The 13674-nt window shown below is 34.6% G+C and carries 12 protein-coding genes; 4 read left to right on the top strand and 8 right to left on the bottom strand.

All coding sequences use genetic code 11. The features are described 5' to 3' along the window. Window positions 1-489 precede the first annotated feature (489 nt). Entirely contained in the window at window positions 490-3450 is a 2961-nt protein-coding gene (locus EKM00_RS10025; RefSeq protein WP_126516071.1) for a SusC/RagA family TonB-linked outer membrane protein, read from the top strand. A gap of 12 nt (window positions 3451-3462) precedes the next feature. Next, window positions 3463-4857 carry a RagB/SusD family nutrient uptake outer membrane protein gene (locus EKM00_RS10020; protein ID WP_126516070.1) on the top strand — a complete coding sequence of 465 codons (1395 nt, stop codon included), beginning with the start codon at window positions 3463-3465 and terminating at the stop codon, window positions 4855-4857. A 584-nt stretch (window positions 4858-5441) separates the two neighbouring features. On the opposite strand, the gene EKM00_RS10015 is transcribed toward EKM00_RS10020, so the two are convergent. Both EKM00_RS10015 and EKM00_RS10010 read right to left on the bottom strand, forming a co-directional pair. After that, the gene (locus EKM00_RS10015; RefSeq protein WP_126516069.1) at window positions 5442-6581 is read right to left on the bottom strand and encodes a lipoprotein N-acyltransferase Lnb domain-containing protein; all 1140 of its coding nucleotides are present in this window, start codon (window positions 6579-6581) and stop codon (window positions 5442-5444) included. Between the two features lie 219 nt (window positions 6582-6800). Next, on the bottom strand, window positions 6801-7787 hold the full coding sequence (locus EKM00_RS10010) for a PorV/PorQ family protein (RefSeq protein ID WP_126453651.1): 987 nt from the start codon (window positions 7785-7787) through the stop codon (window positions 6801-6803). A gap of 531 nt (window positions 7788-8318) precedes the next feature. Here EKM00_RS10010 and EKM00_RS10005 point away from each other — a divergent pair. Together EKM00_RS10005 and EKM00_RS10000 are read left to right on the top strand one after the other, a co-directional pair. Continuing rightward, window positions 8319-9035, top strand: coding sequence for a CDP-alcohol phosphatidyltransferase family protein (locus tag EKM00_RS10005; protein WP_126516104.1), 717 nt, complete (start codon window positions 8319-8321; stop codon window positions 9033-9035). A 7-nt stretch (window positions 9036-9042) separates the two neighbouring features. Next, a complete protein-coding gene (locus EKM00_RS10000; RefSeq protein ID WP_126516068.1) occupies window positions 9043-9906 on the top strand; it encodes a glycoside hydrolase family 25 protein in 864 nt (287 codons plus the stop codon). Window positions 9907-9965: 59 nt separating this feature from the next. Here EKM00_RS10000 and EKM00_RS09995 read toward each other — a convergent pair whose 3' ends face one another. From EKM00_RS09995 to EKM00_RS09970, 6 genes are all read right to left on the bottom strand, one after another. Further along, the gene (locus tag EKM00_RS09995) at window positions 9966-10313 is read right to left on the bottom strand and encodes a HepT-like ribonuclease domain-containing protein (RefSeq protein WP_126516067.1); all 348 of its coding nucleotides are present in this window, start codon (window positions 10311-10313) and stop codon (window positions 9966-9968) included. Next, window positions 10306-10605 carry a nucleotidyltransferase family protein gene (locus EKM00_RS09990; protein WP_126453455.1) on the bottom strand — a complete coding sequence of 100 codons (300 nt, stop codon included), beginning with the start codon at window positions 10603-10605 and terminating at the stop codon, window positions 10306-10308. Before EKM00_RS09990 ends, EKM00_RS09995 begins: the two co-directional genes overlap by 8 nt. Window positions 10606-10712: 107 nt before the next feature. Beyond that, window positions 10713-11453 carry an LPS export ABC transporter ATP-binding protein gene (lptB, locus tag EKM00_RS09985; protein WP_126453458.1) on the bottom strand — a complete coding sequence of 247 codons (741 nt, stop codon included), beginning with the start codon at window positions 11451-11453 and terminating at the stop codon, window positions 10713-10715. 93 nt (window positions 11454-11546) lie between these two features. Next, on the bottom strand, window positions 11547-11900 hold the full coding sequence (locus EKM00_RS09980) for a carboxymuconolactone decarboxylase family protein (protein ID WP_126453460.1): 354 nt from the start codon (window positions 11898-11900) through the stop codon (window positions 11547-11549). After that, window positions 11893-12708: a twin-arginine translocase subunit TatC gene (gene tatC, locus EKM00_RS09975; RefSeq protein ID WP_126453463.1), complete on the bottom strand. Its 816-nt coding sequence runs from the start codon at window positions 12706-12708 to the stop codon at window positions 11893-11895. Before tatC ends, EKM00_RS09980 begins: the two co-directional genes overlap by 8 nt. After that, complete coding sequence (locus EKM00_RS09970; protein ID WP_199734639.1) at window positions 12708-13673, bottom strand: KpsF/GutQ family sugar-phosphate isomerase; 966 nt, start codon at window positions 13671-13673, stop codon at window positions 12708-12710. The genes tatC and EKM00_RS09970 overlap by 1 nt, the downstream gene beginning before the upstream one ends. Window position 13674: the final 1 nt, after the last annotated feature.

Raw genomic sequence — 13674 nt, 5'->3', positions numbered from 1 at the left:
TTTTAAAATTAGACAAAATGACGCAACAGATTGATTTTAAACTACTATTTGTAATATTGCTCCTTTTGACTTTATGACGTTTAATCTTTCTACTTAGTTATTTGTTTTATTGTTAATTTAAAAATGTTCAAAATACTAGAAAAACGGTATTTTTTTAAAATATTTTCTAATATTAATTGCTTCAGAGTTTTATTTTTGGGAATTAAATAAATCTTGAGTATTATAATTATGGATGGTTCTGCTTGATCAGTTGTCTAAAGATGGTGTTAAAAAGAAAGGACTTTACATTAAATTAATTTTGACAAAAAATAGATTTTTGAAGTGATTTTTTGCAGTTTGTACTGTCGTAATAACTAAATTTCATTTGTATGTTTATTTTTTGAAACGGAATGGTGTTAAAAATAGAATGTGTTAAATTTTATAAAAGCTTGTTTCTTTAAGAAATTATTAAGAAGTTTGTGGAATAACTAATTCAAAAACAAATTTAATATGAGATCAAAATTCAAATGGATTTTTTCGTTGCTGTTGGCGCTGTCCATGCAATTTGTGTTCGCACAAGAAAAAACTGTTACAGGTGTAGTGTCTGATGCCACTGGATCCTTGCCTGGAGCGAATGTCGTAGTCAAAGGAACTACTAGAGGAATACAAACTGATTTAGAGGGAAAATATTCGATCAGAGTGACCGCTGGAGATGTATTAGTTTTTTCTTTCATTGGTTTGGTAGACCAATCTAAAGTAGTTGGTGTTTCTAATGTAGTTAATGTAATATTAGCACCATCATCTGAAAGTCTTGAAGAAGTAGTTGTTGTTGGTTATGGTACACAAAAAAGATCAAAGGTTGTTCAGTCTAGTAAAGTAGTAGGCAACTCAGCGATGGAAAACCTAACGGTTTTGTCTCCACAACAGATGCTACAAGGTCAAGCAGCCGGTGTTCAGGTTGTTCAGTCTTCAGGGGTTCTTGGGGCTGCAACGGTTGTTAAAATTAGAGGAAATGCTTCAATAACTGCAGGTGGTAGACCATTGTATGTAATTGATGGTGTTCCTTTGAATGATAATTCTTTTACGGGTGCCCAAGGAGGTCAGGCTCTGAACCCATTATTAGAAATTAATCCTAATGATATTGAGAGTCAAACAGTTTTGAAAGATGCTTCTGCAACTGCTATTTATGGTTCGAGAGGTTCAAATGGTGTGATTTTAATTACAACAAAAAAAGGTAAGAAAAATCAACCAGCAAGGGTAACTTTCGAACAAAATATTTCTGTTAGTAGAGCTACTGATTTATTATCTATGATGAATGGTGAAGATTTTCGTAGATTTAAGACTTTGAGAGGGGATAATCCTGCTAATTTCTTGAATGATGATTTTGATTGGCAAAAGGGAGTTACTAGAGACGGTGTCTCTAGAGCAACTAATCTATCTATTTCAGGCGGAAATGACAAAACTACTTATTATGTTGGTTTTGGTAGATCTGATCAAGAAGGGTTTATTATTGGGAACAAGTTAAGTTCGACGAATGGGAAAATCTCAGTGAATAGCGACGTAAATGATAGAATTAAAATTGGAGGTAACCTTTCTTACAGCGAAGTGCTTAATGATAGAGTAGGTTCAGAGAATAGTACTTTTGCGCCTTTAACCGCTGCGTATCTGCAAAGTCCTTGGATTTCACCTTATAATTCATCGGGAGATCTGACTAGACTTGCAGGTTTCATTCCTAACGTTATTGCTATTGAAACATTCGATACTAACTTAGCGAAAACAACACGAGCTTTTGGTAATATTTTTGGTGAACTTCAATTGTTTGAAGGTCTTACATATAGAGTAGATTTCGGTATGGATAGATTATTGCTGGAGCAGAAACAGAGATCATTGAACATAAATACGCCAGGAGGATCTGGATCCTATCAAACAAATATTCAAAATAAATACGTTGTTACTAATAGCTTGAGTTATGAGAAGTCTATTGCTAAGCATTCCTTTTCAGGTATCTTAGGTACTGCTTATGAGCAAAATGACATCATATCGGCCACTGTTGCAGCTATTAACTTTGCTTCGGATTTACAGTTGAATGTTATTTCAGGTGCTGAAAAAACAGTAACTTCTTCTTCGACCCAAAATTCTAGATTAAATGGATATTTTGCAAGAGTTGCTTATGATTTCGATTCTAAGTATCTCCTTGAAGCATCAGGTAGGAGAGATGGTTCTTCAAGATTTTCAGAAAACAGAAAATATGGTAATTTTTGGGCGCTTTCTGCAGGTTGGAATGTAATCAATGAGGAATTCATGAGTAATGTTAATTTTTTATCTGATTTGAAATTAAGAGGTTCGATTGGAACAAATGGAAATGATAGAGTAGGTGATTTCGCATTTTTACCCCTTTATGCCGGTGGTGTAACTGGAGCTTACAATAATAGTCCTGGTTTTACATATTCGCAACCAGAAAATAGAGATTATAGATGGGAGCAATCTAAGACATCCAACATAGGTTTAGATGTAGCTTTTCTTAATAGTAGAATTAGATTGTCTGTTGATGCATATTACAAGAAAACAACAGATATGATTTTGAATATTCCAATAGCTGCAAGTAATGGGTTTACATTTATTGCAGCTAATGCAGGTTCTATGGAAAACAAAGGTTTAGAGTTTGACTTGTCTACGCTAAATATTGATGGCGAAGATTTCAAATGGAGAACTTCTTTTAATATCGCAACTAATGTAAATAAAGTTCTTGAGTTGCCAGGTGCATCAATTGGACCAGATGGAAATAGATTTATTAGTGGTGGTGCTGCTCAGAGAGCTATTGAAGGGTATTCTGTTAATACTTTCTTCTTAGTAAGATATTCAGGAGTCAATCCTCAAACCGGAAATGCTGAATGGCTTGATATTAATGGAGTCCCAACCACTAGTCCAAGAGATAGTGATAGAGTTATAGTTGGTGATGCTAATCCTGATTTTGTAGGTGGTATCACTAATACGTTCAATTATAAGAATTTTGATTTAAATATCTTGGCAAATTTCAGTTATGGGAATCAAGTTTTTGTACAAGGACAACAATTTACTGATAATTTAAATAATGATTTTAACAAAACAACTAAAGTTTTAGACTATTGGACCACTCCTGGTCAAAATGCTTACACACCAGCATTGACTAGTTCAACAAGAGCGATATTTGCTCGTAGCTCAACTAATCAGTTATTGGACGGTTCTTACTTAAGGATCAATAATGTGACTTTAGGATATAATTTAAGTTCAAAGATTTTTGAGAATTCGCGTTTCTTTACTTCTGCTAGAGTGTATGCGACTACAACAAACCTATACACTTTAAAAAATAAGGAGATGGCTGGAGTAGATCCTGAAACGACAAGCACTGTGGGTAATTTAGGACAAGGTGAAACGTTCTTTACGCCACCACAATCTAAAAATTATTTATTAGGTGTAAAATTAACTTTCTAAAATAAAATTATTATGAAAAATATAAAAAGTATCTTTTTTGTTTTATCTGTACTTGTATTTTCAAGTTGTGATAATTCATTAGATTTAATTCCTGAGGATTCATTACAACCAGATCAAATTTTCACTACTGAAGCAGTATCTGTTAATGCTGTAAATGGTATGTATAGTTCTTTACAAAGCTCAAATGTATTATCAGGTATACCTGATACGATGACGGAATGGCAAGCTGATAATGTTGAATTTGTGGGATCGTTTCCAACCTTTGATGAAATATATACCTACAACACATTATCAGACAATACTTCAATTTTGAATGTTTGGAATGCAACATATTTCTCTATAAATCAATCTAATATGATTATATTGAATGTTCCAACAGTGGCTGATCCAACATTTTCTGATGCAAGTAAAAATAACTTGGTAGGACAAGCTAGATTTGTGAGAGCTTTATTGTATTTTAAACTTTCTCAAATGTTTGGAAAGCAGTTAAAACAAGATCCTACTGGAAATAGTTTATCTGTTCCCTTAGTTACTGAACCATTTCAGGCTGTCGTTAATATGCCTGCTAGAGCTACACTGAAAGAAGTTTATACTTTGATTGAAAAAGATTTATTATTTGCTCAAGGCGCAATTACAAATACAACAGTTAAAAGCAGAGCTACTTCGGCATCTGCAACTGCCTTGTTAGCAAGATTGTATTTGTACCAAGAGCGTTGGAGAGAGGCTGCTAATAGTGCTACAACAGTCATTAATACGTCCGGTATTTCATTAGCAGCAAATTATACTTTCTACAACGCTGCAAGTACGGAGCATATTTTCCAGCTTCAAAATATACCTGGGGATCAAGGATTTGCTGAATCTTTTTCTAAATTGTACAGCCCTACCGCTAACGGAGGTAGAGGTGATGCGCCATTTTCTGTTAATTTAAAAAGTGCATTTGCGGCTGAGCCAGGTGATTTAAGATATGGACTGACTAGAACAGGTGTTGATGCCAAAAACAGAACATCTGTATTTACCACTAAATACCCTAATGGTCTTGCAAATACGGATGATCCTAATGTATTACGTGTTTCAGAAATGTATCTGATCAGAGCTGAAGCTAACTTTAGAGATAATAGTGCTATTGGTGCTACACCCGTTAGTGATCTTAACCGAACAAGAGTTAGGGCAAACTTATCACCTTTAGCAACTATAACATCAATAAATGATATATTGGTTGAAAGAAGAAAAGAATTCTGTTTTGAAGGTTTGAGAAGAATGGATTTACTGAGAAACAATCTTCCTCTTAGATCAAGTAATATGGTTAATTTTGATAAATCTCAGCCAAATGCTGACAAAGTTGTATTTCCTATCCCACAAAGAGAAAGAGATAATAATACTAACTTAACGCAAAATCCGGGTTATTAATAATTGATACTGTAATTTGTTTAAAAGGCTGTCCCAAGAGGACAGCCTTTTTTGTATGTGATGTTTTTACAGCATATCTTTTGAAAAGCGATAATTGGTAGTAATTGCCTAATTTGATTTCTATCAAATGTGAATGTATTTAGTAGTATCAGCTATAACTATGGATGCAAATAGTAAAACAGACCATTGAAAAGTAGGTGCTTGGATATGCAACTAAAACCCATACAATTATCCAAGACAAAAGCATTCCTTGGGGAACTTCAAAGAAATACAAACGATCAGGCATTCGGTACAAATGACAATAAAGGATTCGTTTTTTGTTAAAAAGGAATATTTATAAAAATATTTGAACAAATATTGCATCAACTGAACAGCTGAGTTCACTAACTCTATTTTCTGTTAGTAGCCAAAATAGTAACGTCAAAGGCGCATTGAGCCTAAACTATTCTTTTAAGGTACTTTTGTTTTCATATTTATTTCAGTGACGAATAGTATGATTTTTTAATTTTAGTAAACTAGAGGTTTGGCAGTTAAAAAAAATTAATATTTGTTTAGAGTAATTCAAGTGTGCGTAAATGAGAGTATTACAGAAGTGTAGAGATTCTTTTTTTATTTTGAATGGCCAGTCGTACTAAAATAATTCCGCTAGTTACCACTAAGGGTAAAACTACTATCAAATGTGCTTTGTTGATTATCAAAAAGAAATAGAGTACAACGGAGAATAGATTAAATAAAACCAAATTATAGATCCCTCTTTGGCTCTTTTTCCAATAAAAATACAATAACCAGATTAAGGTTGGGTTAAACAACAAAATATTGTAGTTGTAACCCAGCTCAAGATGATCTGAATAAAACCCAACAAACGTAAAGAATAGCCCTATTGTTGCCATCAGGATAAGGTACAACAAATTGATACCCATTTTGTTTATAAAAACGATCAGAGCAAGCAGTAAAAAATAGGTATACGGATTGTTCCACCAAGAAAAGGGAACTTCATTTTTGAATTCGATTATGGTTTTGTTTTCCGGTGCCAGCGGACGGTTTTGGAAAAAAACTTTTTTCAGGCTTTTTTGCAATTCGAAGGGAAGAAATAATTGCGTGCCTAATTGATCTACTTTTTTTCCAAAAATGATACTTGTCCCTAGTTTCTCATAAAAGTGACCGTCAAAATACGGATATAAAATAGTTCTGTAGGTGAGGTCAGTATCAGCATTTTTTACAATAGCGGTTGTGTCTAGTGTTTTGTTGATAATGGCAACAACCATCGAGGTGCAGTTTTTATCGATAAACTTATAGGTGTAATAACTTTCTCCTGATGCTAAGGATGTATTGAGGTTGTCAAACAGTTTTTGTTTTAAATGTTCAGGAATATTCAGCTCCTGCTCATAAACAGATCTTCTTTCGTACTGATATTGATTGATGAAATCTGGATAGGAATTTGCTACAGCAAAATACTGTAGGTCTCCTTTTATAAATTTCATCACGAAATTCGGGGTGTTAAAATCAAAAGCTCCGTAATTATATACCACATCAATTGCATTTATTGTATCCTGAACGCGAATTGCCGTGTGGCCAAAAAGAGAATACGATTCATTGCCTGTTCCACAGGTTAGTACACTGACCTTCGTGTTTTTTGATAATTGGATGTTTTGTCCAAAACTACGCGGTGCCATTAAAAATAAAAACAGGAAGAAAATTATTTTCTTGAAAGAAGAGGTTTGCATTCGTTAGCTTTTAGAGGGTAATAGGGCGCTTATGTATTTAAAAAATAAATTTGCGTCCGCACTGATTGTATTTGGTTTCCAAAGATACTCAAAGAAACAAAAATGAAGCAGAAAGTTTGGTGGTTAAAATCAGAATTCATGTTTTGTAACGTATCGTGAACTTTTTAAAAAACGTAATCATGATCCACAGCATTATTTGATTATAAAGGTTCTGTTAAATTAATTTCGGAACATTCCCAAATCTACTTTCACCGAAAAAATATTTGAGTATAAAGCGGCACTTTGATTGCCTAAATCGGTCAATGCATAGTCAATCTGAATACCTTTGTATTTAAATCCCAAGCCAATATTAGGTTGGAAACCTACTCTTTCCGTCTGGTCTAATTGCTGTACATTCTGAAAATTACCCACTCCGGCACGAACGAAGACCAAATCAGTGTAGCCAAATTCCAGTCCTAAAGCGGGATCAATACTTATAAAATTAGTTGCAATTAAATCATTGGTTCTGGCAAAGCGCATATTCACATTGGCCGCAGCCTGAATGCTGTAATCATACCGAATGATGAACCTTTTAGCAATACCCAATTGTGCTTTTGGGGCAGTAATTTCAGTGCTTTCCGGTAATTCTTGATTTTCTTCAGGAATGGCACCAGCAATTTTTTTATACTCGTCTTCGTCAATATTCCACACGTTATACGTCGTGGTAATGTCGCGGAGCATTAGCCCAAATTGCCAGTTGTTTTTTTCGAATTGGATTCCGGCATCAAAACCAAATCCCCAAGAATTAGCAAATTTCCCGATGATTCGGCGAATCACTTTAGCGCTTATACCATATTGAAATCCGGGAACGGGTAGTTTTCTGGCATAGGAAAAGGTAAATCCATAATCAGCCGTAGAGAAAAGACTGATTCGGTTGTAGTCAATATTACCCTGACTATCGATTAATTCAGTGGTATTTAATATATCATCAACTCCAAAACGTATTAATGAAATGCCCCAAGCACTGCGATCATCAATCGGACTGGCGTAGGCCAAGTAATCGTATTGGGCAATATTTGCAAAATAATTCGCATGCATTACTGAAACCTGATGGTCTTCCAGATGAATCAGGCCAGCGGGATTCCAATATCCTGAATTGACATCTCTGGTTGAAGCCACGACAGTATTTGACATGCCCAATGCAGCCGCATCAACCCCGATATTCATGAATTCATTGGAGTATTTTCTAACCGTTTGGCCATACGTGAAGGTACTTGCCAAGAGGACTGCTACTAAAAAGCTTTTTTTTAAGGGCATCATTTTTACGAACTAAAAGTCTGTTTAATTTTCATCAAAAATATAATTTTTTACTGAGGTTATTTCATTTTGCTGTTGAATTTAGTATTGCGGATCAATTTAGTGTGGATTAGTCCTGAATTTGTTGGTTCTTCTAGTTACTTGAGCTAGAAAAATTATAGCTAATAATGGCCGTAAAGAATTAAAATAACAGGCGGATAGTACTTAAAAAGTTTGTTTTTATTCATTTTTTTAGAATCATAGTAAATTACAAGAGGAAGAATACCTTTTTTACAGCTGTTGTTTGAATTATTTGCACATAATTTAGAAATGGCCCTTTCAGCGTTTTGAGTCCTTAAAAAGCTACTTGGCTGTAGCGGTTTAAATCTCTATCACAAAACGTACTTTTCATTCACTTATTATGTTAAATTTGCCATCTTTGTTTATTTAAACTTTATTATGATGACTATTAAAAAGCATACACCGAATTTAATTACGTTACTGAATCTTTTTTGTGGGTGCATTGCGCTGGTATTTGCTTTTAATCAAGATTTTGAAATGGTCTTTTATTTTGTTTGTCTGGGTATATTTCTGGACTTTTTTGATGGTTTTTTTGCTCGATTATTCAGGGTGTCAAGTCCGCTCGGCTTGCAGTTGGATTCTTTGGCAGATATGGTAACCAGCGGAGTTGTCCCTGGTTTAGTGATGTATCAAATGATGATTAGTCATGCAACAACAGCACCAGCAGGTCATTTGCAGTTTTTCCCTTATTTGGGTTTTGTAATTGCGTTGGGATCTTGTTATCGTTTGGCTAATTTTAATATTGATACCCGTCAAACAGATTCTTTTATTGGTTTGCCAACGCCTGCCAATGCACTGTTTATTCTGAGTCTGCCGTTGGTTTTGAAATATACCGATTCTATATTTATTGTTGAACTATTGACCAACCCATGGTTTTTATTAGTGCTAACCGTATTGAGCGCCTTTATGCTAAATGCGGAAATTCCGTTATTTTCTCTGAAAATCAAGAAATTCAGTTTCAAAGAAAACACCCTTCAAATTGTCTTTTTGATCTGTGCTGTTCTGTTGTTGGTTTTCTTTTGCTATTTAGGAATTCCATTACTGATACTATTTTATGTTTTACTGTCGGTTTTGAATAATAAAGTAGTCAAAAAGTAATTTTTGAATGAGAAAACAAACCGTACGAAGAAAAACTACCCTTGTCCGTAAACATAAGAAGAAAGCAACTGTTTTCTCCGGAAAGGTTATACGCTATTCTATTGGTACTCTTTTAGTAGCACTGATGACTGCTGTTGGATATCATTATAGAGATGGTTTAGCGTACTATTTTAGTTTTAAATCGGATAAAATTCTACAAGAAGAAACTGAAGCCAAGCGCATTTCTGATGTTCGAAATTTTCAGGTTTTAGAAAAGCACGAAGGAAAAAGTGTCGGTTTAGATGTTTCAGAATACCAAGGTAAAATCAGATGGACTTACGTGGATACTTTAGAAAATAAATATCCACTACATTTTGTGTTTATTCGCGCTACGGTTGGGAAAGACCGGAAAGACCGAAATTTTGCGCGGAACTGGCTGGGTGCCAAAGAAAATAAAATGATTAGAGGTGCCTATCATTATTATCGTCCTAACGAAAATTCAATTGAACAAGCCCAACTTTTTATCAAAACCGTCACCCTTCAAAAGGGAGATTTACCGCCTGTTTTGGATATTGAAAAATTACCTAAAAACCAGTCGATTGAAAATCTTAAACTAGGCTTGAAAAGGTGGTTAAATGCTGTAGAATCCCATTACGGGGTGAGGCCTATTATCTATACCGGCGAGCGCTATTACGATGATTTTTTGAAAGAGGAATTCGGCGATTATCTTTTTTGGATAGCCAATTATAATTTTTACAGGGAGGAAATAGCCAAAGACTGGTTGTTTTGGCAATTTACGGAGAAAGCTTCTGTTCCAGGAATAAATGGCAATGTAGATGTCAATATTTACAATGGAGATTTGGAGCAGTTACGGTTTATTACTTTAGAGTAGATTTTTAGTTGCGGTTTTGTCTCAGTTTTCAGATTAAGAAATGGTAGTATCTTAATGCTTTAGGTGACTTCTAGTAATGTATTGATTTCAATTTTTAACTTTGGAAGATGATTGGTAAGTATTGCCCAAATAGTCTCGTCCGATATGTTATCGTAGGTATGAATTACTTGGTTTCTTAATCCAACAATTGCAGTAGCATCGGTAATTTTTAATGTATTAGAATGATCACTTTTTAATATTCTATTTATGGCTTCTCCAATGATTTCAAGATTCCGTTCAACGGCTCTTTTTCTCATTAAATTTTTTCTGTATTCAAAAAAATCCATCTTTTCATCAATAAAATAACTGTTTATCTCATCAATGGATACTTTAACATCATAAAGCCACTTAAGGATTTTTTTATCCATAAATTAATTGTTTGTTTTCTTCAATAGAACTAATTAAGTAGGGGTTTTTTAAAGTTTGTTCTTCTACTAAATCAATTTCTCTTTGCAGTAAATGTTTAAGTTTAGTTTTAAGATCAATGTAGTTTAAGAAGTATAATTTAAGGTCAAAAGATTTAAATTTCACTAAGAAATCAATGTCACTTTCTTCATTAAATTTGGTTGTAGTAGCAGAACCAAAAAGATATAATTTTTCAACATTATGTGTTTTACATAATCTTTTTATCATTTCTTTATTTTGGTTTATTAAAATCATATAACAAAGATATAAGTTTTTTGCATTGTAAGTATATGAAAAATTATGATTTTATCTTAGTTTCCATTTTCCATTTTTTAACTGAATATTAAAAAAAGGCGATTTTTCTAAAACTCCAACTTTCTTTTTCGCAGTTCGAAATTTTGCCCCAGATACACACGACGTACCATTTCATCCTCAACTAATTCTTCTGGAATTCCGGCTTTAAGGATGCCACCTTCAAACATCAGGTAGGTTTTATCAGTGATGGCTAAGGTTTCCTGAACGTTGTGATCTGTAATAAGAATTCCGATATTTTTATTTTTTAATTGCGCCACAATTCGCTGAATGTCTTCAACGGCTACAGGATCGACACCGGCAAATGGTTCATCTAATAAAATGAATTTTGGATCTGTAGCCAGACAACGGGCTATTTCAGTTCTGCGGCGTTCACCGCCGGAAAGTAAATCCCCACGATTGGTTCTAATGTGTTCTAAACTAAACTCATCAATTAAACTTTCCATTTTTGCTTCTTGTTCCGCTTTGGATAATTTTGTCAATTGCAAAACACTTAATATATTGTCTTCGATGCTTAATTTTCTAAAAACGGAAGCTTCTTGAGCTAAATAACCAATTCCCTGCTGTGCTCTTTTATACATCGGGTAATCTGTGATGTTCAAATCATCTAGGAATATATTTCCGGAATTGGGTTTTACTAATCCCACAATCATGTAAAATGAAGTTGTCTTTCCGGCACCGTTAGGCCCCAAGAGTCCAACGATTTCGCCTTGATTTACCTCTACCGAAATGCCTTTGACAACACTGCGTCCTTTGTAGGTTTTGATTAGATTTTCGGCTCGTAATTTCATTTTTTTGGTTTAATCGTTTAACGCATCAATAGTTTAATTGTTTAATCGTCAAATAAACGAATAAACAATTAAACGATAGAACTTCTTAACAAATTATTTTGTTGCGGTTTCCTCCAGTGCTTCCCAGAACTCATAGGCTCTGCGCAAATGAGGCACAACAATAGTTCCGCCAACAAGTGTAGCAATTCCCATCGCCTCCATCATTTCTTCTTTGGTGACACCTTCTTTGAAGCTCGTCTCCAAATGGTATTTTACGCAATCATCGCAGCGTAAAACAGCCGAAGCAACAAGGCCTAAAAGCTCTTTTGTTTTTACATCCAAAGCGCCTGGAGCATACGCATTGGTATCCAAATTAAAAATTCGCTTTACAATTTTATTATTGTCTGCCAATAATTTTTCGTTCATTTTCGAACGGTATTCGTTGAATTCATTTATGATATCAGCCATTTACTTTTTTTTGATTTTTTACAACTATTTTCGATATTAAGATACTTGCTTCATAGATTAACAACATCGGGATGGTTACAATTATTTGACTCACCACATCCGGAGGTGTTACAATTGCCGCTACTATAAGGATGATGACTACGGCATATTTCCAATATTTCCTTAAAAATTCAGGGGTTACCAAGCCTAATTTAGTCAGGAAATAGATAATTATTGGTAATTCAAAAAATAATCCGCAAGCGATAACACTGGTTTTTACCATCCCAATGTAGGAATCAACGCTAAACTGATTTTTTACTACATCACTTATGGTAAATGTAGCAAAAAAGTTCATCGACATGGGGACAATTACGAAATAACCAAAAAGGACACCCATGAAAAAGAGCAAGGAGGAGGTGATCACAAAAAGCTTTGCGTGTTTTTTTTCGGTTTCATACAATGCTGGGCTTATAAATTTCCAGATTTCCCATAATACAAAAGGAAATCCCAATATAAAACCGGCAGTGATACAGGTCCAGATCAATACATTGATCTGCCCTTCCATATTGGTGTTTTGAATGATAAAAGCCATTTCGGTTACGCAAATACTATCAGCAAAACCCAAATAATGTGATAAATCACAAAAAGCACGGTAGGTAATAAAATTTGGATTGGTTGGTCCAAAGATGATAACGTCAAAAATATAGTCACTGATAAAAAACGTAACAGTGGCCAGGATTAATATAGCTACAGTGCTTCGAACTAATAACCATCTTAATTCTTCAAGATGATCTAAAAAGGACATTTCGTTTAAATTTTTCTTTGCCATTATAGTATTCCTTCTTTTAAAATGTCGTGTATATGTAAGACTCCTTTGTATTCGCCATGATCAACCACCACTAATTGGGTGATAGAAAAATCTTCCATTATGTTGAATGCCTCAACTACCATCGCTTCCGAAGAAGTCATTTTTGGGTTTTTTGTCATAATATCTTTTGCGGTTAAATCAGTGAAATTATCTCGTTCATTGAGCATTCTTCTTATATCTCCGTCCGTAATGATTCCGATTACCTTATGCTGATCTACAACTGCAGTGACACCAAGGCGCTTTTCTGAAATTTCGAAAATAACTTTTTTGATTGAAGCGTCCGGAGTAACCATTGGTTTGAGACTGTGCTCTAACATATCTTTCACTTTGAGCAATAATTTTTTTCCTAATGCGCCCCCAGGATGGTAGACCGCAAAATCTTCCGGTTTGAAATCGCGCATTTCCATCAGGCAAACCGCAAGTGCATCTCCCATGACAAGTTGTGCGGTAGTGCTGTTTGTAGGGGCAAGATTGTTTGGACAAGCTTCGGAGGTGACGGTAGTATTCAATACAAAATCAGATCCTTTGGCAAGAAAAGAGAACGTATTTCCAGTAATGGCAATCAGCGTATTGCCAAAACGTTTCAATAGCGGAACCAGTACTTTTATCTCCGGACTGTTGCCGCTTTTAGAAATGCAAATGATTACATCATCGTTTTTAATCATTCCTAAGTCACCATGAATGGCTTCGGAGGCATGAAGAAACAACGACGGAGTTCCGGTAGAGTTAAAAGTAGCCACCATTTTTTGGGCAATAATAGCGCTTTTTCCTATCCCTGTTACTACTAGTCTTCCGGCAGTATTATAGATGCTTTGTGTGGCACTAATAAAGTTTTCATCCAGAAAATCAGCGAGTTTTGCAATGGATTGGCTTTCCGATAAAATAGTTTTTCTGGCACTTGCCAATATATTTTCTGTAGTTATCAAA

The organism is Flavobacterium sp. RSP15 (assembly GCF_003968755.1).
In the GTDB taxonomy this organism is placed as follows: Bacteria; Bacteroidota; Bacteroidia; order Flavobacteriales; family Flavobacteriaceae; genus Flavobacterium.
Note: the sequence above shows the minus strand (reverse complement) of the source record. Positions and strands in the feature narration are given on the sequence as shown.

Coding starts and splice junctions, on each gene's coding strand:
- EKM00_RS10020 (WP_126516070.1), top strand. CDS start 3,463: ATGAAAAATATAAAAAGTATCTTTTTTGTTTTATCTGTACTTGTATTT.
- EKM00_RS09995 (WP_126516067.1), bottom strand. CDS start 10,313: ATGGATAAAAAAATCCTTAAGTGGCTTTATGATGTTAAAGTATCCATT.
- EKM00_RS10000 (WP_126516068.1), top strand. CDS start 9,043: ATGAGAAAACAAACCGTACGAAGAAAAACTACCCTTGTCCGTAAACAT.
- EKM00_RS10010 (WP_126453651.1), bottom strand. CDS start 7,787: ATGAATATCGGGGTTGATGCGGCTGCATTGGGCATGTCAAATACTGTC.
- lptB (WP_126453458.1), bottom strand. CDS start 11,453: ATGAAATTACGAGCCGAAAATCTAATCAAAACCTACAAAGGACGCAGT.
- EKM00_RS09990 (WP_126453455.1), bottom strand. CDS start 10,605: ATGATTTTAATAAACCAAAATAAAGAAATGATAAAAAGATTATGTAAA.
- tatC (WP_126453463.1), bottom strand. CDS start 12,708: ATGGCAAAGAAAAATTTAAACGAAATGTCCTTTTTAGATCATCTTGAA.
- EKM00_RS10005 (WP_126516104.1), top strand. CDS start 8,319: ATGACTATTAAAAAGCATACACCGAATTTAATTACGTTACTGAATCTT.
- EKM00_RS10025 (WP_126516071.1), top strand. CDS start 490: ATGAGATCAAAATTCAAATGGATTTTTTCGTTGCTGTTGGCGCTGTCC.
- EKM00_RS09980 (WP_126453460.1), bottom strand. CDS start 11,900: ATGGCTGATATCATAAATGAATTCAACGAATACCGTTCGAAAATGAAC.
- EKM00_RS10015 (WP_126516069.1), bottom strand. CDS start 6,581: ATGCAAACCTCTTCTTTCAAGAAAATAATTTTCTTCCTGTTTTTATTT.